We start from the raw sequence: 19,714 nt of genomic DNA, 5'->3' as shown, positions 1-19,714 counted from the left end.
GACACCTACCTCACCGATAGGCACTCCTTCATCAGAAGTCAGCGCCAGTCATCATCGTATTCCGACATCGCCTTCCCCGCGCGCGGTGAACATCCGGCGGGAGACCACTGACCTGGTACTTCACCGCGGGTCCCGGGCCGGGGCGGCACTCACCCGGGGGAACGGAACGGTTCCCGCCCGGGCCGGAGGCGGTCCGTGCCGCGCACCGCGGGTACCCGGCCACCCGCACACCGGGGAAGGAGGCGGCCATGGAACAGCGGTCACCGGCGGCCCCCGACGAGCGGGAGGTGCTGGCCCGGACGGTCGCCGACGTGATGCGCCCCGCCGCGGTCACCGTCGCCGTCGACGAGACCGTTCTCGTCGCCTGGGAGCTGCTGGAGCGGTCCGGCACCCGTCATCTCCCGGTCCTGCGTCCGGACGGCCGCTGCACCGGCCTGCTGGACCGGGCCGACGTGGCGGTCGCCTGTGCGGCGCCGGCCGCTTCGCTGTCCGGCCGGCGCGTGGACGAGCTGCTGCCCCGCCACAGACCGGCGCTCGTGCACGCGGGGCAGACCGTACGCCACGCGGCCGACGTCATGAGCTGCGCCGATGCCGACGCCCTGCCGGTGCTGGCGGAGGACGGACGGCTGGCCGGGGTGCTGACGGCGGCCGACGTCGTCGCGGCCCTCGCCGGCCGGGCGGCGCGGGACGAACCCGCCGGCCCCCGGCCGCAGGCCCCGCCGACGACGCTGCCCGGGCTCCCGCCCCGACGGGCGCGGCGCGGCACGGCGATCCCCTGACCGCCCGCACCGACCGCCCGCCCGGCGGCGGCTCAGCCGGGTTCCGCCGGGGGAGCGCGGAAGACCGGGGCCCGGTCGGCGTCGTACGGGCGGACGGCGGCCAGCGCCCGGGCGACCGCGGCCTCCAGGGAGCCGCTGGTGTCCACCGTGACGGCCTTCGGCCACGGCCGTTCCGCGGCCGCCATCGCGGTGGCCACGCCGACATCGGCGTCGGACGCCCCGGAGGCGCGGGTGGCCAGGCGGGCCGCCGACGTGGCGCCCGGCACCTGACAGTGCAGGGCCACCAGGTCGGCGTGGGCGCGTTCGGCCATGCGCAGGGCGGCTTCGCGCTGTCCCGCGTCGTGCCAGGTGGCGTCCAGCACGACGGACTCACCGCGGGACAGCAGGGCCGACGCGCGGTCGAGCAGGGCCGCGTACGTCCTGGCGGTCCACTCGGGGGTGTACAGGCCCTCGCCGTAGGCGGCCGCCGCGGACTGCTCCACCGGGATGCCGGCCAGCTCCTTGCGGAGACGGTCACTGCTGAGCAGGGTGACGCCGAGCCGGTCGGCGAGCGCGCCGGAGAGCGTGGACTTCCCGCTGCCCGGGAGCCCGCCGACGAGGGTCACGCCGACGACGGAGGCGCGCAGATGGCGCAGGGTGGCCGCGATCAGCCGGTGGGCCGCCGTCTCCGCGCCGGGCGCGCCCTGGCGCGCCTGGATCAGCGAGACCTTGGCGCGGACGAAGGCGCGGTAGGCGACGTAGTGGTGGCGCAGTGAGGGCGGCGCCGGGTCTCCCGAGTACTCGCCGTACGCGGCCAGGAAGAACGCGGCGGCGTCCGCGGCGCCGAGCTGTTCCAGGTCCATGGCCAGGAAGGCGGCGTCGTCGAGGCCGTCGACGTGGCGGAGGGCGTCGTCGAACTCCAGGCAGTCCAGGACGCGGGGGCCGTCGTCGAGGCAGAAGATGTCCTCGGCCAGCAGGTCTCCGTGGCCGTCGACGATCCGCCCCTGCGCGATGCGCGCGTCGAACAGCCGCTCGCGGCCGACGAGGTAGCGGCGCACCAGCCGCTCGGTCTCCGCCACGCCGTCGGGCCCGGTGCCGCCCCCGGACATCGCGCGTACCTGGGCGAAGCTCGCCTCCCAGCGCGCCGACAGCGCGTCCCGCGTGCCCTGCCGGTCCACCTCGGCCCTGCGCGGCGCGTTCGCGTGACGGGCGGCGAGCAGCCGGGCGACGGCCCGCAGCGCGTCGTCGACGGGCGCGCCTTCCCGCACGAGCCGGGACAGGCGCCGCCCCGCGGGCATGCGGCGCATCACGACGACCGGCTCGGGCACCTCCGTGTCCGGCCCGCGGAACTCGCCCACGCCGAGATAGACGTCCGGGGCGAAGCGCCGGTTGAGGGCGACCTCCCGCTCGCAGCCGGCCCGCCGGGCGGCCACCGTGGAGAAGTCCAGGAACTCCAGGTCGACCGGCTTCTTCACCTTGTAGGCGCGGTCCCCGACGAAGAACAGGACCGCGGTGTGGGTCTCGCACACCTCGGCACGGGGCAGCGGCGGAGTCCCGCCGACGGCGCCGGAGCGCAGGCCGGGCTCCACGCTACCGCCCCCGGTACAGCCGGTCGAGGCCGACGAGGACCACCTGCCCGTCGGCCTCGGCCGCGCGGAGCGCGGGGGTGAAGCCGACGCCGCTGTAGCAGGCGGGCCGGGCGCGGGAGACGTCCTCGCCGCGGGCGGCGAGCAGACCGAGCAGGTGACGCAGGTGCTCCAGGTGGGGTGTGTCCATGACCTCGTCCCAGCGGGCCGCGCCCACCGACAGCAGGGGCGCGAGGCCGCCGTCGGCCCGGCCGCGCACCACGACCTCCGCCTCCACGTCCCGGCCGGCCCCCCGTGCCGGGTCCGGGAGCGAGCCGTGGGCCGCGCTCGCGGGGTGCCCGCCGAAGACGGCCGGGTCGGCGAAGTCCAACGCCCACTCCCGGCAGACGCGCGCGAAATGGGGGCCTGCCACGGCGGAGTCGAAGACAGGACGCGCGCGCCGCCAGACCTCGCCGGCGTCCTGCTGTTCCAGCGCCTGACGATGCGGCCAGACAGAACCGTGTTCGAAGGCGAGCAGTGGCTCCGCGATGCGCAGCCGGACGAGGTTCGGCCGGAAGGCGTCGGGTTCGCCGTACAGCAGACCGCTCGACCGCAGGAGCGTCAGGCAGTGCGAGGCGTCGGTGAGCGGGGTGCCCAGCCATTCCGAGATCTCGCCCTGGGTGTGGCAGCCCGCGGCGATGGCGGCGAGCGCGGAGTGGCACAGCGCACGGTCCCAGTGGTCGGTCTCCTCCTGCATCAGGTGATGCGCCTCCAGGAACAGGGGAGTGCCGGGGTCGAGGACCGTCCGGCACACCCAGGCGTCGAAGTCGTCCGGCCCGCCGGGTGCGTCGCCGGCGTAGCGCCGGTAGGCGGGGGTGCCGCCGACGACGGCGTGGACCAGCAGCGCGAGCCGGGGGTGGTCCAGGCCCCAGAACCGGGCGGCCTGCCGGAAGTCCAACGGGCGCAGGGTGAGTTCGAGATCGGCCAGCCCGCGCAGCGGTGAGGCCGCGCCGAACAGCCGGTGCATCACGGGCAGCGAGCTGCCGCTCAGCAGCAGGCGGGTGCGGTTGTCCCGGCCCGTGTCGCGCAGCCGCCGGTAGGCGGTGTGGATGACGGAGGGCAGCTCCGGGCTCTGCCGTACCAGCTCGGGGAACTCGTCCAGCACGACCGGCACCGCCCGCCGGTCGCCCAGCGCGAGCACCGCCTCGACGGCGTCCTCCCAGCCGGTTCCCCGGGCCGGCCCGGTGCCCGTGTGCCGGGCGAGTTCGTCGCCGAGACGGCGGAGGGACTCCGCCCGGGCAGCCTGCTGCGCCCCGAAACAGAAGCCGCCCAGCGCTCCGGCGAGTGCCTCCAGGAGGTACGTCTTGCCCTGCCGGAGCCGTCCCGTCACCACACCGAGACCGGCTCCGGGCCGGTCGTCGCAGGCGAAGGCGACGAGCGCGTTCCACTCGGCGTCGCGGTCGAAGACCGTCTCCGGCTTCGCGGGACGGAAGACGTCGGACGACGTCATGGCTGCTCCCCTCGCTCGGCAGCGCTCTCCTACCAGTACAGCGTCGGGAACCGGCCGCCGCACACGCGCGGCCGCCGCGTGAACCGGATTGCGGCCCGCCGCGGCCGGGTTCAGGCTGGAACGGTGTCCGAACGCGCGCCTGTGGTTGTGCATCCGCCGGGACCCGGTGGCGGGAGAATGGTGACGATCCACGGTGAGCCGGCCGGTACGGCCTATCACCTGCTCGACGTCCTGGAGTTCCTGCGCCGGGCCGGCCTGAGGGAGTCGCGCCGGGGGATCGACGACGAGGAACTGGTCGAGTGGCTGGGCGGCGACTCCAGAATGTGGCGCGGAGAGCCGTAGCCCGGTCGTGGTGCGGGACGCCGGGCTCAGTCGTGCGGGACGTCGGCTCAGTCGTGCGGGCTCCGGGCCCAGTCGTTCGGGCTCAGGGTCAGTCGTGCGGGACGCCGGGCTCAGTCGTGCCGGACGCCGACTCAGTCGTGCGGGCTCCGGGCCCTGTCGTGCGGGACGCCGGGCTCAGTCGTTCGGGACGCCCGGCTCAGTCGTGCCGGACGCCCGGTTCAGTCGTGCGGGACGACGGCCACGGAGCAGCGCCCGTGATGAAGGGCGGCCTGCGTCACCGGACCCAGGTGGGGCACCAGGCCAGGACGGTGCCTGCGCCGGCCGATGACCAGCAGCGCGGCTCCTTCGGCGGCCCGGACGACGGCCTTGGGCGGGCTCGCGAGCCGGACGCTGTCGTCCACTTCCACCTGCGGGTACTTCTCACGCCAGGGACGCAGCGCCTTGCTGAGCTGCTGCTGCGCCTCCCGGGTGATCTCCTCGCTGATGTCGTGGTCCACGCCCCAGGGCACGCGTGCGTGCAGCGGCACGCTCCGGCCGTGCACGGCCTGGAGCGGAACGCCCCTGGCGGCTGCCGTGTGGAAGGCGAAGTCGAGCAGGTCGTCGGAGGATCCGTGCAGTTTGAGGGCCACGACCACGCGGCTCGTGGGCGTCGGCCGCGGCTCTCCCTCCGGGGCTTCGGCGCGGACCATCACGACCGGCCGCTCGGCCCGTGCCACGACGGGCATGCTGACGTCGCCGAGGAAGTAGCTCTCGACCGGCGCCAGGCCGCGGGAGGCGAGCACCAGCATCTCGGACTCCGACGCCGCTCGGAGCAGGGCGCTCTGGGCGTCGTCGGCGACCAGGTCCGGGACGATGGTCAGGCCCGGGTGGCGCATCTGGAGTTCCGCCCGCACGGTGTGCACCAGACGCCTGGCCCAGTAGTTCTGGTCGACTTCCGAGGGCACGTCGGTCGGCTCCGGCACCAGCAGCGGCCACGCGTGCAGCAGGCGCAGGCCGAGCCCCCGCTTCTGGGCCTCGTCGGCGGCCCAGCGGGCCGCGGCAAGGCTCTCGGGTGAGCCGTCGAGGCCCACGGTGACGACTGGGTGCATGGCGGAGGCCTCCGTTCTCTCCTTCGAGGAGTACCCCAATCCCCTTCGCGGCGCATGCGGACCAACGGCCCGGTCCGCACCCCCGTCTCAGTCCAGGTCCTTGCGCAGGAACCGGCGCAGGCGCCGCAGCGGCCACGTGTTGATCACGTCGTCGGGGGTGAGCCATCCGCGCTGTGCCGTGCCGACGCCGTAGCGGAGGCAGGCGAGCTGGGGGATCGAGTGGGCGTCGGTGTCGACGGCGAACTTCGCCCCGTGGTCCCTGGCCCGGAGGATGTCCTCGTCGCCGAGGTCGAGGCGGTCGGGCTGGGCGTTGATCTCCAGGGCCGTGCCGGTGCGGGCGCAGGCGGCGAACACCTCGTCGAAGTCGGCGTCGAGGCCCGGCCGTTTCCCGATCAGGCGGGTGGTGGGGTGGCCGACGACGTTGACGTACGGGTTCTCGCAGGCGCGTACGATCCGCCGGGTCATCGCCTTGCGGCCGAGGTTGAAGTGGGAGTGCACCGAGGCCACGCGGATGTCGAAGCCGCGCAGGAACTCGTCCGGCCAGTCGACGTCTCCTTCCGGGCCGATGTTGAGTTCGGTGCCGTGCAGCAGCCGCATGCCGTGCAGCCCGCCGTCCAGGGAGCGCACCCGCTCGCGCTGGGCGAGGATCTTCTCGTCGGTCATCCGCTGCATGTACAGGTCCGGCGCGTGGTCGGTGACCGCGTAGTACGCGTAGCCCCGCCCGGCCGCCGCCGCCACCATGTCCTCCAGGGAGGCGAGCCCGTCGGTGAGGTCGGTGTGGGTGTGCAGGTCGCCCCTGATGTCGGCCTCCGTCACCACCTCGGGGAGTTCGCCGCGCAGCCCGGCTTCGATCTCCCCCCGGTCCTCACGCAGCGTGGGCGGGATCCACGGCAGGCCGAGCCTGGCGTACACCTCGTCCTCGGTACGCGAGGCGACCCGCTTTCCGCCGTCGGTTTCGAACAGGCCGTACTCGGAGAGCTTCAGCCCGAGGTGGACGGCGATCGTGCGGGTGCGGATGTTGTGGCCCTTGGAGCCGGTGAAGTACTGCAGACCCGCACCCCACGCGTCCGGCCGTACCACCCGCAGGTCGACCTGGACGCCCAGGACGGTGCGGACCGAGGTCTTCTTCTCTCCGTGCGCGATGACCTCGGCGGTGGAGGGCAGTTCGGCCAGGGCGTCCATGAAGGGGGCCGACCGGGCGGCGGCGACCAGGATGTCGATGTCGCCGACGGTCTCCTTCATGCGGCGCAGCGATCCGGCGTAGGCGCAGTCCTCGCAGCCGGTGATCCGGGAGAGTCCGGCGACGATGTCCTCGGCGGACTCCATGGCGGTGCCCAGCGGGATCCGCCCCCCTGCCCGCCGCATGAGGGCGATGCCGTGCAGGATGTTCTCCTCGGTCTTCTCCCCGAAGCCCTTCAGGTCGCGCAGCTTCTCCGCCTCGATGGCGTCGGCCAGCTCGCCCACCGAGGAGATGTGCAGGTCCTCGTAGAGCGCCAGCGCCTTCTTCGGACCGAGGGTGGGAATGGTGATGAGCTGCCGCACCCCCGCGGGAATCCTGGCCCGCCGCTCCTCGACCACCGAGACCTTGCCGGTGCGGAAGTACTCGACGACCTTCTCCGCGATCGACCTGCCCACGCCCGGGATCTCCTTCAGACCCGCGGTGTCCAGGTGGGAGACATCGGCGGGATGGCCCCCGATCGCGCGGGCGGCCTTCTCGTAGGCGCGCGCCTTGAACGGGTCGCCTCCGGTGATGGCGATGAGGTCCGCGTACTCCTGAAGGAGCGCCTCGACCTCCTCGTTGGGCCGGACCACGTGTCAAGTCTAGGAAGGGGCCTTTCCGGGCCGCCAGTCGGCGCGCGAAGCCGCCGGCCGGAGGGTGTACTGGAGGGGTGCGGGCGACGTTCTCTCTGGGACGGATCGCCGGGGTACGCGTCGGCGTGCACTGGAGCGTCCTCGGTATCTTCGGCATCGTCGCGCTCGGTCTCGCGCAGGGCCGTCTCCCGGTGACGCATCCGGGGCGTTCCTGGGCGGTGTACTGGGCGGCGGGCCTGTGCACCGCCGTGGTCTTCTTCGCCTCCCTGCTCGCGCACGAGGTGGCGCACGCCGTCGTGGCCCGGCGCAACGGCGTCGAGGTGGACGACATCGTGCTGTGGCTGCTGGGCGGGGTGGCCCGGCTCAGGACCGAGGCGTCCACGCCGGGCGCGGAGCTGAGGATCGCCGGCGTCGGCCCGCTCGTCAGCCTCCTGCTGGGCGGGTTCTTCGCGCTCGGAGCCTGGCTGCTGCACCTCGCGTCCGTGTCCGGGATCGTGGTGGAGATGGCGGCCTGGCTGGCGGGCATCAACGTGCTGCTCGCCGTCTTCAACGCGGTGCCCGCCGCCCCGCTCGACGGCGGCCGGCTGCTGCGCGCGTTCCTGTGGTGGCGCACCGGGGACCGGCTGCGGGCGACGGCCGGCGCGACCGCGGCGGGCAAGGGTTTCGGGTGGCTGCTCGTCACGTTCGGGCTGATCGTGTTCATGGCGCGGGGAGTGTTCGGCGGCCTGTGGCTGGCGCTGATCGGCTGGTTCCTCATCGCGACGGCCACCGCCGAGGGACGGCAGTCCCAGCTGCGCGGCCTGCTGGCCGGTGTCCCCGTGCGGGACGTCATGACCCCCGAACCCCTGACCGTCTCCGCGGACACCACCATCGCGGACTTCCTCGCCGACACGCACTACCGCTACCGGCACTCGGCGTTCCCGGTGACCGACGGCGGGGCCCCGGTCGGGCTGGTGACCGTCGATGAGGCCCGGAGGGTGGCGCAGGCCGGAGCCGCCGCCGTGCCGGTGCGGGAGGTGATGGTGCCGCTGTCGCGGACCGTCGTGACCGGGCCGGACAGCCCGCTGGCGGACCTGCTGCCCCGCATGGAACGGGGCGCCGAGAACCGTGTCCTGGTCGTGGCGGACGGCAGGCTCGTCGGAATCGTCTCGCTCTCGGACGTCAGCCGTACGGTGAACTGGCTGATGAACGCCCCCGGGCGGGGTGGCGGCCGGTGACCCGCGCCGCGCCGGCCGGCGACCGCGGCCCGGGACGTCGAACGGGCTGCGGGGGGTACCTGGATCCGGTGGTCACACCGCCGGGCGCCGGCGGGGGGGACGAGCGGCCGTGGCGGCGGGCCGTCGCCGCCGGCCGTCGCACGGGCACACCGGCCGTCGTACGCCACACCGGCCGTCGCACGGGCACACCGGCCGTCGCACGGAAAGCAGGGAACATGACGGAAACCGCCCCTCCACCCGAGGACCTGGTGAGGGCCGTCCGAGCGGTCGGCATCACCGACGAACGCCTGCTGGAGGCCGTACGGGCGACGCCCCGGGCGGCGTTCGTCCCCGCCGGCCACCGCACGCGGGCCTATGCGGACGCGCCCGTTCCGATCGGGCACGAACAGGTGACCACGCAGCCCTCGCTGTCGGCCACGATGATCGAAGGCCTCGACCTGAGCGGGGACGAGCACGTCCTGGAGATCGGCACCGGCCTGGGCTTCCAGACCGCGCTGCTGGCCCGGCTGGCCGCCGACGTCGTGACCATCGAGCTGTGGCCGGACCTCTCGCGGCAGGCCGGGAGCAACCTCGCCCGGCAGGGCATCCGGAACGTCGAGCTGCGCGTCGGGGACGGCAGCGGCGGCGTGCCGGAGCGCGCCCCCTACGACGCGATCATCGTGTCCGCCGCCTTCCCGGAGGTCGCCGCACCGCTGGCCGGGCAACTGCGCGTCGGCGGCCGCCTCGTCCAGCCCATCGGGCCGGGCGGCCGGGACCGGGTCGTGGCCTTCCGGCGCACCGCGACGGGCCTGGAACGCCGAGGGGTCCTCACGCCCGCGCGCTTCGTCCGCCTGCGCGGACGGTACGGCTTTCCCGCCTGAGTCGTAGCATGGCTCGTCGCCGGAGATCATCCTTCCCGGCCCGAGCTCGTCCCAGTGGACCCGAACGACGGCGGTGCATCGCGCTGACAGGAACGCACAACATGACCATGCCGCAGGCGCGGGGCGCCGTCGTCGCCGCGGTGGACGCCACCTCCGGCGCCGGACCGGTGCTGGCCTGGGCGGCCGACGAGGCGGCGCTGCGCGGCTTGCCGCTGCACATGGTGCTCGCCGTCGACGAGTCCGCGCCGGAGAGCGGCCGCGCCGAGTCCGGTCCGGCACCGGCGCCGGGCGGCCCGGCGGCGGGCGCCGCGGTCGCGGCGCTGCTGGAGGACGCGCGGCAGGCCGCCGTCGCCCGGCATCCGGGACTCACCGTGGTGTGCGAGCCCGCCGACGGCTCCGCGGTGGACGCGTTGCGGGCGCTCGCGCCGGGAAGCGCCATGGTGGTGATCGGCTCGCGGCACCACGGCGTCGTACGGGATCTGGTCGGCCGCGACTCGCTGGGTCCGTCGCTGGTCGCGCAGGCGGCGTGCCCGGTCGTCGTGGTGGGCGGGCCGGAGTCCGTCCCCCACGCTCCGCCGCGGATCGTGGTGGGCGTGGACGGTTCGGGCGTGTCGAGGGAGGCGGTGCGGTTCGCCTTCGAGGAGGCCGCCTTCCGCGACGCCCGGCTGGTCGCGGTCGCCGCCTGGGAGCCGCAGTACCTCCGCGATCTGGCTCTGGAGGACGCCGAGGACGAGGTGCGGCGGGTGCTGGCGGAGTCGACGGCGGGCTGGCGGGAGAAGTACCCGGACGTCGAGCTCCGGCACGAGGTGGTCCGCGGCCACCCGGCGGGTGTGCTCGGTGACGCGGCCCAGGGGGCTGTGCAACTGGTCGTGGGCAGCCGGGGCCTCGGCGGATTCTCCGGTCTGCTGCTCGGCTCGGTCAGCCGGTCGCTGATGCGCCGTGCGACCTGCCCGGTCGTCGTCGTCCCGCACCGTGCCGGGGAGGGCGTGGTCTGACTCGGGTGCGCATCCGTTCTGCGCCGGGGTGAGGATGGAAGTGCGGCGTGCAGGCGTCGCCCGCCGTGTTCCTCCGGGGGGACGAGGAGGTCGCATCGTGTTCTATCTGGATCGTCGTGACGCCGGCCGGCGGCTGGCCGCCCGGCTGGCCCACCTCAAGGGCACCGAGGTGGTGGTGCTGGGCCTGCCCCGGGGCGGGGTCCCGGTCGCAGCGGAGGTGGCCGGGGCGCTCGGCGCGCCGCTGGACGTGTGCCTGGTGCGCAAGCTGGGCGTGCCGTTCCAGCCGGAGCTGGGAATGGGAGCGATCGGCGAGGGCGGCGTACGCGTGATCAACGATGACGTGGTGCGCATGGGGAGGGTCACCGCCGAAGATCTGGCCCGGGTCGAGGCCCGGGAGCGGGAGGTGCTGCAGAGCCGTGCCCGGCACTACCGGGGCGGACGGGAGTCGGCCGACCTCCGGGGCCGCACGGTGGTGGTGGTCGACGACGGGGTCGCCACCGGGTCGACGGCGCGCGCGGCCTGCCGGATCGCACGCGCCCGCGGGGCCGCGCGGATCGTGCTGGCGGTCCCCGTGGCGCCGCACGACTGGACCGCCCGGCTGGGCGGCGACGCCGACGAGCTGGTGTGCCCGTACACCCCCAGGAGCTTCTTCGCGATCGGCGAGTTCTACGCCGACTTCTCCCAGACCGACGACGACGAGGTCGTCGCCTGCCTGGAAGAGGCGGTCGACCACCCGGTGAGCACGCGCCGCACCGAGCCGCATCACGCCCTGCCCGAAGACCGGGAGGCGGACGTCCAGGCCGGCGGGGCGGTGCTGCGCGGGCAGCTGACGGTGCCCGACGGCGCGAGCGGGGTGGTGCTGTTCGCGCACGGCAGCGGCAGCAGCCGGCACAGCCCGCGCAACCGGTTCGTCGCGGCCGGGCTGAACCGGGCCGGGCTGGGCACCCTGCTGTTCGACCTGCTCACCGAGCAGGAGGAGATCAACCGGGCCAACGTCTTCGACACCGGCCTGCTGGCGCAGCGTCTGGCGGACGCCACCGGCTGGCTGCGCGGGCAGCCCGAGTGCGAGGGCCTGGCCATCGGCTACTTCGGGGCCAGCACCGGCGCCGCCGCCGCGTTGTGGGCGGCCGGTCAGCCCGGCGCGCGGGTCGCGGCGGTCGTTTCCCGGGGCGGCAGGCCCGACCTGGCCGGGCCGCGGCTGCCCGCGGTGACGGCGCCCACGCTGCTCATCGTCGGAGGCCACGACGAGCTGGTCCTCGACCTGAACCGCGACGCGCAGTCCCGGCTGCACTGCGAGAACCGGCTCGCGGTCGTCCCCGGCGCCACTCACCTCTTCGAGGAACCGGGAGCTCTGGAGAAGGTCACCGAACTGGCCCGTGACTGGTTCGCCGACCACATGGTTCCGGTCACCCACGCGGCGACCCGGTCCTGAGATCGGCGCAGCCGACGCACTCCTTGCCCAGGGGGCCGTCCTCGACCCCTTTCCCAGGGGGGCCGTCCCCGACCGTTCCGGCGAACGACGGCGCCTGCTGCCGCGGAACGGACAGCGCCCGCGGCCGCGGAACGGGGCGACCCGTCCGCGACCGCGGGCGTCGGTGTGTCTCAGGCCTGGTTGATCTCGATGTGCTTGGACCTGGCCCCCTGGGACTTGGGGACGACGACCGTCAGCACCCCGTCGGCCAGCGTCGCGGTGACCTCCTCCTCCTTGACGTCGGCCGGCAGCAGAACCCGGTACTCGAAGCGTCCCGAGCGCCGGGTGCTGCGCCGCAGCACACCTTCACGCTCCTGCTCCCGGTACTCGCCGGCGATGCACAGTTCCCGCTCGCCGAGTTCGACGTCGATGTCGTCACGCTCGATGCCGGGCAGTTCCGCCTCGACGAAGTAGGCGTCGTCGGTTTCCCGCAGATCGGCCGGCGGGGAGAAGACGGTGGCGGCGGGCGCGGCGCCGGCGGCCTCCAGGAAGCGGTTCATCCGCTCGAAGAGGTCACCGAACTCGGCGGCGATCGGCTCGCTCCAGCCCACGGTGGGGAAGGGGCGTTCCAGGAGCCGGCCATGCTGGTGGTGTACGGGCAGGGTCATCGCGGTTCACCTCCGCGAAACGGCGGCAATCGGGTCAACTCCATGCTGCGCGTCTCCACCGCGCCGGGCGACTCGGACACCGCGCCGCCCCGCGGCCTCCCGCGCCGGCGGTCAGCCCGCGGGCTGGAGGAACAGCGCGCGGACGTCGTGCGGGAGTTGTTCCAGTACCGCCTCCAGGTGCCCGGTGGAGACGTGCCCCCGCACCACGGCCGTGACCGCGGGAACGATCCGGGGCACGTCCTCGGCGGCGACCTTCGCCTCCTGGACGAAGCGGTTGACGTAGCCCTCGCGGTCGTACTTGATCGGCACGATGCTGGGGTCCCAGCCGTCGTAGTAGGCGCCCCGCAGCAGTTCCGGGAGCTGGGCGGCGAAGTGGGCGGCGACATCGACGGTGACCCGGTCGCGGAGCGTGTGCAGCCAGGTGCGCAGCACCCGGTGGGCGAGATGGCGGTCCTCGGTTCCCAGCGCTTCCGACACCGCTTTCAGCCAGATGTTCGCGGTGTGGATGGCGTGCTCGAAGTCGGGATGGTGAGTGGCGGGCATGGTCTTCCCTTCCGGTCTGTCCATGGCTGCCGTGCGCCGGTCGGTACGGCGGCGCCCGCACGTGGGGACGCCGTCAGGTCCGGACGCCGTCAGGTCCGGACGCCTTCGGGTTCGGACGCCTTCGGGTTCGGAAGCCTTCGGGTGGTGACGCCTTCGCGTGGGCAGCGGTCGGCGCGGTCGGCAGTCGGCTCGTTCAGGAGTGGCGGGGTACGGCGGCCCCTGTCCGGCGGCGCCGCGACGCGCGGCAGGGGGCCCGCTCGGCGGCCGCTCTTCCCCGCCCCATGGGCTCCATGCTAGGTCGGAGCCGACCGGTCGGCAGCCGCAGCGCCGCACGGCAGTCGACGCGTTCCCCGGCGCTGCCGGCCGATCCGATCCGGTCGCGTCACGCGTCACGCTTCGTGGGAAACGTGCCCGCGCGCGGTGTGTTCGCCCACGAATTCGAGGTGGGCCTCGGGTCCGGGGAAGAAGACGGTCTCCCGGCCGTCGTCCGTCCAGCGCACGACGTACGGCGGTGTGCCGTCCGGATGCTCGAGGCGCACGATCTGTCCCCGGCGGCGCTGCCCGCCCAGATGCAGGGACTCCACCACGATCCAGTCTCCGACGTGTGCGCGCATGGGGTGCTCCCTCCGCCTGTTGTCCGTCTCTCCGACGCCGTCGGCGCCGGGAGAGCGCGTGTCAGGGGTGTCGAACGGCTCACCCTCTTCCGGGGCCGCCGTCGGCGCCCGGAACCGGCACGCCCACTTTCCAGCGTACGCGGGCACACCCTGCCCCGCCCGGGCCCGGACGACCGCTCCGGGCCGCCCGCTCCGGGCTGCCCACGCGCCGGACGGCCGCGCGGCCGCCACCACCGGCCGCCCGCTCCGGCCAGGGCCTCAGCCCTTGAGCACGCCCAGCGGCACCAGGCGCGCGACCAGCCGGCCCAGGCCGTTGTGCTCGCCCGCCCGGACGACCGCGTCGACGTCCTTGTACGCCTCGGGCGCCTCCTCGGCGACGCTGCGCCAGGAGGCCGGGCGGATCGCGACCCCCGCACCGGCCAGCTCGCCGCGCAACTGCCGGACGGTGACCTCGCGCACCGCGCGATGCCGGCTCCAGAGGCGGCCCGCGCCGTGGCAGCAGGAGTCGAACGCGTCGTTGCCGGGCACGCCGGTCATGACGTACGAGGCGGTGCCCATCGTGCCGGGCACGAACACCGGCTGGCCGAAGGGGCGCAGGGCCTCGGGCAGGGCGGGGTGGCCCGGCGGAAGGGCGCGAGTGGCGCCCTTGCGGTGCACGCACAGCGGCCGCCGCCCCCCGTCGGCAGGGTGGGTCTCCAGCTCGGCCAGGTTGTGCGAGACGTCGTAGATCAGGTCCAGGCCCTCGCCGGTGACCTCGCGGAACACCTTGCGGGCGGCGTCGGCCAGCAGGTGGCGGTTGGCCCGGGCGTAGTTGGCGGCCGCGGCCATCGCGCCCAGGTAGGCGCGGCCCTCGGCCGAGTCCACGGGCGCGCAGGCCAGCTGCGGATCGGGCACCTCGATGCCGTGGCGGCGCATCACCGCGTCCATGGTCCGTACGTGGTCGGCGCAGATCTGGTGGCCCAGCCCGCGCGAGCCGCAGTGGATCATCACGTACACCTGGCCCGGGCGCAGCTCGAAGGCCCGCGCGCACGCCTCGTCGTACACCGCGTCCACGGTCTGGATCTCCAGGAAGTGATTGGCCGAGCCCAGGCTGCCCAGCTGCCCGGCGCCGCGCTCCAGGGCGCGCTCGCCGACCTGGGTGACATCGGCGTCGTCCACGGCGCCGCGGTCCTCGCACCGCTCCAGGTCGCGCCGCACGCCGTGGCCCCGCTCGACCGCGTACCGGGCGCCGCCGCGCAGCACCTCGTGCAACTGGGTCCGGCCGGCCGGCTGCCACAGGCCCCCGCGGCCGAGGCCGCGCGGGACGACCGGGTCCAGCCGGTCCATCAGGTCGGGCAGCCGGGGCAGCAGGACGGAGCGGCTCACGCCCGCGGCGAGCAGGCGCACCCCGCAGGAGATGTCGAAGCCCACTCCGCCGGGCGAGACGACGCCGCCGGAGGCGATGTCGGTGGCGGCCACACCGCCGATCGGGAAGCCGTAGCCCCAGTGGATGTCGGGCATGGCGTACGAGGCACGCACGATGCCGGGGAGCGTGGCCACGTTGGCGACCTGCTGCAACGCCTGGTCATGGGGTTCGGCGGGCAGCAGCTCGCGCGGGGCGCAGACGACGCCGGGGACCCGCATGGCGCCGGTCCGTTCGATCCGGAACCGCCAGGGGCCCTCCGCGGTCAGTTGGATGTCCATGTCGGTGCCGTTCCTCGGCGTTTCGCCCCGGCGCCGGACACCGGGACGGGCGTCACACATCCAACGTCACACGGCAGGCCCACCCGTGCGACCCCTGGGCCAGCGAGAGCCCGTGCAGGGCGACCGCCTTGGGCACGGCCCCGGTCTGCGTGGCCGCCCGGCTGTCGATCATCGTGAAACGCACGCGCACACCGCTCCGGGCCGGTACGACGACGACCTCCGCGGGAAGCTCACCCGCCGCGTCCATGCGGTAGACGACCTCCTCCAGCACGGCGGCCAGCACGTGCGCGTCGTCCTCGGCCGACACCGCGCACTCCCGGGTGACGCCGGGGGCGGCGGCGGGCAGGTCGGCGAAACTGCCCACCACGCCGCGCACCGCCTCGGCGATGCACTCCTCGCGGGTCGGCGCCCACGCCTCCACGCGCAGATCGCCGGTGTGCGGAAGGCTCCGGTGGCCGCGCGATGACGGCTCGGGCTCGGCAGGGGGCACCGGACGTCCTCCCCGGCACGGTCGACGGTGCGGACACGTCCGTCGTTCCGCGGGCGCGTCCGTCGTTGGTGCGGACACGTCCGTTGTATCGGCATACTCCCCACAGCGCGCGCCGGGACGGCACCGGTCCGGGAGGCGGCGCCGGTCCGCCCGGCCCTCAGGGCGCGGAGCCCGGGCGGTCGCCGCGGCTCGGCGCGCGGCTGCACCAGCCGATGACCGCCGCGTTCACCAGCGCTCCGAAGACGACGGCGGCGACGAGCATCCCGGCGCCGTCCGGGAGGACGAGCAGCACCAGACTCGCCGGGGCGGTGGCGAAGAGGGGGATGACGGCCGCCATGGACTCACCCGAGTCGTCGGTCACGCTCACCGCGAACGCCCACACCAGCAGGGCGGCACAGCCGAGGAGGCAGACGCGGCCGACGACGCCGAAGGCGTCGCGCGGCCGACGCCCACCCTGGGTCGCAGGGTCTCGCCCTCGCCTCGGCCCCCACGGAGCCGACCTTGGAGAACGGCTCCGTCCGCTACGCGGCCCCGTCCGACGACGACGCGAGCCCGTTCCGCTGCACCGTGACGTCAGCGACGTCTCCGGCTTGCGGGGTCTGAAGGTCCTTGCCCGGTCCGCCAGTTCGAAGCTCGACCCGACCGAGGCGGCGCTGCGCTCGGCGGAGAGCGCCAGGTGCCGGAAGCTCTCGGACGAGGTCCCACGCCGCCCGCTTCGACATCGCGCGGTGACTCCCGTGCCGGGCCGGTACTTGAGCGCCGTCGGCTACAGGTCCCCGGTGCTGAGCCCGACTTCAGGCTTCTTGTGGTGATTCGTCGGACATGACGAGAACGAGTACCCCGGGGTCGACGACCCGGCCGTCATCACCGGGTGACCGGCCGTCATCGCGGAGTAAAGGGTGATGAATGGGGTGCGGGCGGGGCTGGCCAGGTGCCGGTACGGACGGGATAGTGTGCCCCGGTGACCACGCATTCGAACACTCCTGCAGGCTGGTATCCGGATCCGCACGGAGCGCCCCGGACGCTCCGTTACTGGGACGGCGCCCAGTGGACCCAGCACACCAGCCCGGACCCGGGCGCCCAACAGGCCCCGGCCGCCCAGCAGGTGCTCCAGCAGGCGCCACACCAGGTGCCCCAGCAGGCAGCGGGTCCCGACCCCCGCGTACAGCGTCAGGTGCAGCAGCAGGCCGGGGTCGCCGCGGGCGGCCCCGGCGGCGGCACCCTGTTCACCGAGCCGGTCCTGGTGGTCAACCAGAAGGCCAAGCTGATCGAACTGACCAACGAGTACAAGGTCATGGATCAGAACGGCAACCAGATCGGCTCGGTCACCCAGGTGGGACAGAGCGCGCTGAAGAAGGTCCTGCGCTTCGTCTCCAGCCTCGACCAGTTCATGACCCACAAGCTGGAGATCCGCGACGCCTACGGACAGCCGCAGCTGCTGCTGACCCGGCCCGCGAAGTTCTTCAAGTCGCGGGTGATCGTGTCGCGTCCGGACGGCTCGCCGGTCGGTGAGATCGTCCAGCAGAACATGATCGGCAAGATCAATTTCGCCATGAACGTGAACGGCCAGAAGGTCGGCGCGATCAAGGCGGAGAACTGGCGCGCCTGGAACTTCGCGATCGTCGACCACGCGGACAACGAGGTCGCCCGGATCACCAAGACCTGGGAGGGCCTCGCCAAGACGATGTTCACGACCGCGGACAACTACGTCCTGCAGATCCACTACCAGCTGCCCGAGCCGCTGCTGAGCCTCGTCGTCGCGACGGCGCTCACCGTCGACACGGCGCTCAAGCAGGACTCGCGCGGTTTCGGCTGAGCCCGGTACGACCGTCCGGGCGGCGCCGTGCGGGCTTCCTCCGCACGGCTCGGTGAGGGGCTCCTCCGTACGGTGCGGTGAGGGGCTTCCTCCGCACGGCGTGGTGAGGGGCTTCTCCGCCGGGCGCCGCACCAGGCGGACACGCTCCCGGACGGACGGCCGTGCGGCACCGTGGCGGTGACGGGCGATGCCCGGCACCACGACGGCCTTCGCCCCGGTCGGGGCAGCTTCGCGCGGGCGGCCGGGGCTTTCCGGCCGAGGCAGGCACAGCCGTCACAGGGGTGTGAGGTGCCCTCGTCCCGGTTGCCGGGGGACCAGTGCCGGTTCCACCGAGGCGGTCTCCGGCTGCAGTGCGAGCACCGCGGCGACCGGGTGGTCGTCATCGGCTGCCTCGGGTGTCGCCCGGCTGAGCAGCAGCACGCCCCAGGACGCGAGGCCCGCTCCCGCCAGGGCGAGGAGCACGCCCGCCGGGCCGGCCCGCAGCCGCTCGCCGAGCAGGAGGAGCCCGATCACCGCGGCGGCCACCGGGTTGGCCAGCGTCACCACGGCGAGCGGGGCGCCCAGGCCGCCCCGGTATGCGGTCTGCGACAGCAGCAGTCCGCCCGTCGCGAACGCCGCCACCAGCAGCGCCACCCCGACCGCCTGCCAGACCGGCAGCGCGCCGGACCCGCCGGCCGCGGCCACCGTCACGGTCTGGGTGAGCGCCGAGGCCACCCCGGAGGCGAAGCCGGACGCGGTCGCGTGCCGCAGGCCGGGCCGGGCGCCGGGCCGGGCCAGCAGACCTGTCAGCGCCGCCGTCGTCCCCGCCACCGCCAGCGCCTCCGGCAGGCTCAGCACGTCGTCGGGCGCGGGCCCGGACGCCACGACGAGGATGGCCCCGAGGCCCGCCAGCGTGCAGGCGGTGCCCCGCCACTCCGCCGCGCTGACCCGCCGCCCGGCGATCCGCGCGCCGAGGGGCACCGCCGCGACCAGGGTGAGCGCACCGAGCGGCTGCACCACGGTCAGCGGGCCGTACCGCAGGGCGACGACGTGCAGCAGCGCCCCGGCGCCGTTGAGCGCGACCGAGCACCACCAGGCGCCCGAGCCCAGGAGCCGCAGGGCACCTGACCCGGAGCGGCGGGAGGCCAGCCGTTCCTGGGCCACCGCGGCGGACGCGTAGGCGACGGCGGAGACCAGCGACAGCAGGAGGGCGAGGACGGCGGCGCTCATCGGCCCGCTCCGACCAGGGGGGCGTCCTCGGGGTCTTTGGAGTCCTCGAACGAGTCCTCGGGGTCCTTGGAGTCCTCGAACTCGCTGACGTCCTCGGTGCTACCGGCGCCCCCGGCGGCGGATGCCTGGGCCGGTACGGGCCTCGCGCGCCCGTCGTCGGCGGTCGTCGCCGTCCGGTGCGGCGGACGGATGGCCGCGAGGGCGACGCCGAGCAGCGCCGTCGCCGCGAGCGCGTCCAGCCAGTAGTGGTTCGCCGTGCCGACGATCACCAGCAGCGTCACCAGCGGATGCAGCAGCCACAGCCATCGCAGGCGTGACCGGGTCACCAGGATCAGGCCGACCGCCACCATCAGGGCCCAGCCGAAGTGCAGCGACGGCATCGCCGCGAACTGGTTCGACAGGTGGTCGGTGCGCGGCGGCCCGTACACCGAGGGCCCGTACACGTGCCCGGTGTCGACCAGGCCGGTCGCCGCGAGCATGCGCGGCGGGGCGAGCGGAAACCCGAGGTGCAGCACCAGGGCCGCCGCGGTGACCGCGGCCAGGACGCGGCGGGCCCAGACGTAGTGCGCCGGACGCCGCAGGTAGAGCCAGACCAGGAAGGCCGCGGTGGCGGGGAAGTGGACGGTCGCGTAGTAGGTGTTCGCGATCTGGGGGAGGCCGTCGCCGTGCAGCAGCAGGGACTGGACGGCGCCCTCGCCGGGCAGCTGGACCGCCCGCTCCAGGTCCCACACGCGGTCCGCGTTGCGGTAGGCCTCGGCCGTGTGACCGGCCGCCAGTTGCCGGCCGGCCTTGTAGACGAGGAAGAGCCCCGCGACGAGCAGGATCTCGCGGACGAGCGGCGGGCGCGTCACGGCCGCCGGCGCCACCTGTGCAGGCTCGGTGCGCGCATCCATCCCCCGGCCCCTTCGCTGACGTGGTGTGTGTGCTGCTTGCGAGAGGAGACTCGGCTCATGGCCGGGACTCATCAGTGCGTCATCGGGACGCCCACGTATCGATACGGCAGTGTACCGATACGTTGGTGTACCGATACGGCAGTGTACCGATACGCGGGTGTACCGGTACACTGGCGTATCGATAGACATACGCCACACCGGACCGCGGTATTCCCCGCCGCCGGACACGAGCGAGGAGAC

General features: G+C 74.2%; 20 protein-coding genes. 8 read left to right on the top strand and 12 right to left on the bottom strand.

Annotated features, from left to right (window positions below):
- Positions 1-248: 248 nt before the first annotated feature.
- Positions 249-779: an HPP family protein gene (locus VKA29_RS36370; protein WP_324790354.1), complete on the top strand. Its 531-nt coding sequence runs from the start codon at positions 249-251 to the stop codon at positions 777-779.
- Positions 780-811: 32 nt separating this feature from the next.
- Here the strand turns inward: VKA29_RS36370 and VKA29_RS36365 are convergent, their stop codons facing one another.
- The gene (locus VKA29_RS36365) at positions 812-2,287 is read right to left on the bottom strand and encodes an AAA family ATPase (RefSeq protein WP_324790380.1); all 1,476 of its coding nucleotides are present in this window, start codon (positions 2,285-2,287) and stop codon (positions 812-814) included.
- A gap of 61 nt (positions 2,288-2,348) precedes the next feature.
- Positions 2,349-3,833 (bottom strand): ArsR family transcriptional regulator, encoded by a 1,485-nt coding sequence (locus VKA29_RS36360; RefSeq protein ID WP_324790353.1) that lies wholly within the window; start codon positions 3,831-3,833, stop codon positions 2,349-2,351.
- A gap of 177 nt (positions 3,834-4,010) precedes the next feature.
- On the opposite strand from VKA29_RS36360, the gene VKA29_RS36355 reads away from it, so the two are divergent.
- Entirely contained in the window at positions 4,011-4,175 is a 165-nt protein-coding gene (locus VKA29_RS36355) for a hypothetical protein (RefSeq protein ID WP_324790352.1), read from the top strand.
- Positions 4,176-4,393: 218 nt separating this feature from the next.
- Here VKA29_RS36355 and VKA29_RS36350 read toward each other — a convergent pair whose 3' ends face one another.
- The gene (locus tag VKA29_RS36350) at positions 4,394-5,263 is read right to left on the bottom strand and encodes a universal stress protein (protein WP_324790351.1); all 870 of its coding nucleotides are present in this window, start codon (positions 5,261-5,263) and stop codon (positions 4,394-4,396) included.
- Positions 5,264-5,350: 87 nt separating this feature from the next.
- Entirely contained in the window at positions 5,351-7,075 is a 1,725-nt protein-coding gene (gene polX, locus VKA29_RS36345) for a DNA polymerase/3'-5' exonuclease PolX (RefSeq protein ID WP_324790350.1), read from the bottom strand.
- Between the two features lie 77 nt (positions 7,076-7,152).
- On the opposite strand from polX, the gene VKA29_RS36340 reads away from it, so the two are divergent.
- From VKA29_RS36340 to VKA29_RS36325, 4 genes are all read left to right on the top strand, one after another.
- Positions 7,153-8,292, top strand: a complete 1,140-nt coding sequence (locus tag VKA29_RS36340) for a site-2 protease family protein (protein ID WP_324790349.1) — start codon at positions 7,153-7,155, stop codon at positions 8,290-8,292.
- 215 nt (positions 8,293-8,507) lie between these two features.
- Positions 8,508-9,152 (top strand): protein-L-isoaspartate(D-aspartate) O-methyltransferase, encoded by a 645-nt coding sequence (locus tag VKA29_RS36335; RefSeq protein WP_324790348.1) that lies wholly within the window; start codon positions 8,508-8,510, stop codon positions 9,150-9,152.
- Positions 9,153-9,253: 101 nt separating this feature from the next.
- Complete coding sequence (locus VKA29_RS36330) at positions 9,254-10,147, top strand: universal stress protein (protein WP_324790347.1); 894 nt, start codon at positions 9,254-9,256, stop codon at positions 10,145-10,147.
- Positions 10,148-10,244: 97 nt separating this feature from the next.
- Positions 10,245-11,579 (top strand): phosphoribosyltransferase family protein, encoded by a 1,335-nt coding sequence (locus VKA29_RS36325; protein WP_324790346.1) that lies wholly within the window; start codon positions 10,245-10,247, stop codon positions 11,577-11,579.
- A 170-nt stretch (positions 11,580-11,749) separates the two neighbouring features.
- Here the strand turns inward: VKA29_RS36325 and VKA29_RS36320 are convergent, their stop codons facing one another.
- The 6 genes from VKA29_RS36320 to VKA29_RS37105 form a co-directional block, all read right to left on the bottom strand.
- The gene (locus VKA29_RS36320) at positions 11,750-12,226 is read right to left on the bottom strand and encodes an Hsp20/alpha crystallin family protein (protein WP_324790345.1); all 477 of its coding nucleotides are present in this window, start codon (positions 12,224-12,226) and stop codon (positions 11,750-11,752) included.
- A gap of 111 nt (positions 12,227-12,337) precedes the next feature.
- Positions 12,338-12,769 carry a DUF2267 domain-containing protein gene (locus VKA29_RS36315; protein ID WP_324790344.1) on the bottom strand — a complete coding sequence of 144 codons (432 nt, stop codon included), beginning with the start codon at positions 12,767-12,769 and terminating at the stop codon, positions 12,338-12,340.
- Between the two features lie 389 nt (positions 12,770-13,158).
- Positions 13,159-13,383 carry a DUF1918 domain-containing protein gene (locus VKA29_RS36310; RefSeq protein WP_324790343.1) on the bottom strand — a complete coding sequence of 75 codons (225 nt, stop codon included), beginning with the start codon at positions 13,381-13,383 and terminating at the stop codon, positions 13,159-13,161.
- Between the two features lie 258 nt (positions 13,384-13,641).
- Positions 13,642-15,066, bottom strand: coding sequence for an RtcB family protein (locus VKA29_RS36305; protein WP_324790342.1), 1,425 nt, complete (start codon positions 15,064-15,066; stop codon positions 13,642-13,644).
- Between the two features lie 52 nt (positions 15,067-15,118).
- Complete coding sequence (locus VKA29_RS36300) at positions 15,119-15,556, bottom strand: archease (RefSeq protein WP_324790341.1); 438 nt, start codon at positions 15,554-15,556, stop codon at positions 15,119-15,121.
- A 157-nt stretch (positions 15,557-15,713) separates the two neighbouring features.
- Positions 15,714-16,133, bottom strand: coding sequence for an SCO4225 family membrane protein (locus VKA29_RS37105; RefSeq protein WP_420718648.1), 420 nt, complete (start codon positions 16,131-16,133; stop codon positions 15,714-15,716).
- 13 nt (positions 16,134-16,146) lie between these two features.
- On the opposite strand from VKA29_RS37105, the gene VKA29_RS37100 reads away from it, so the two are divergent.
- Together VKA29_RS37100 and VKA29_RS36285 are read left to right on the top strand one after the other, a co-directional pair.
- Complete coding sequence (locus tag VKA29_RS37100) at positions 16,147-16,368, top strand: hypothetical protein (RefSeq protein WP_420718646.1); 222 nt, start codon at positions 16,147-16,149, stop codon at positions 16,366-16,368.
- Positions 16,369-16,517: 149 nt separating this feature from the next.
- On the top strand, positions 16,518-17,372 hold the full coding sequence (locus VKA29_RS36285; RefSeq protein WP_324790339.1) for a phospholipid scramblase-related protein: 855 nt from the start codon (positions 16,518-16,520) through the stop codon (positions 17,370-17,372).
- Between the two features lie 273 nt (positions 17,373-17,645).
- Here the strand turns inward: VKA29_RS36285 and VKA29_RS36280 are convergent, their stop codons facing one another.
- Together VKA29_RS36280 and VKA29_RS36275 are read right to left on the bottom strand one after the other, a co-directional pair.
- The gene (locus VKA29_RS36280; protein WP_324790338.1) at positions 17,646-18,581 is read right to left on the bottom strand and encodes a DMT family transporter; all 936 of its coding nucleotides are present in this window, start codon (positions 18,579-18,581) and stop codon (positions 17,646-17,648) included.
- Positions 18,578-19,474: a phosphatase PAP2 family protein gene (locus VKA29_RS36275; RefSeq protein WP_324790337.1), complete on the bottom strand. Its 897-nt coding sequence runs from the start codon at positions 19,472-19,474 to the stop codon at positions 18,578-18,580. Before VKA29_RS36275 ends, VKA29_RS36280 begins: the two co-directional genes overlap by 4 nt.
- Between the last annotated feature and the right edge of the window lie 240 nt (positions 19,475-19,714).

Source organism: Streptomyces sp. H51 (assembly GCF_035656535.1).
Lineage (GTDB): Bacteria > Actinomycetota > Actinomycetes > Streptomycetales > Streptomycetaceae > Streptomyces.
This window is presented reverse-complemented; position numbering and strand designations above follow the sequence as displayed.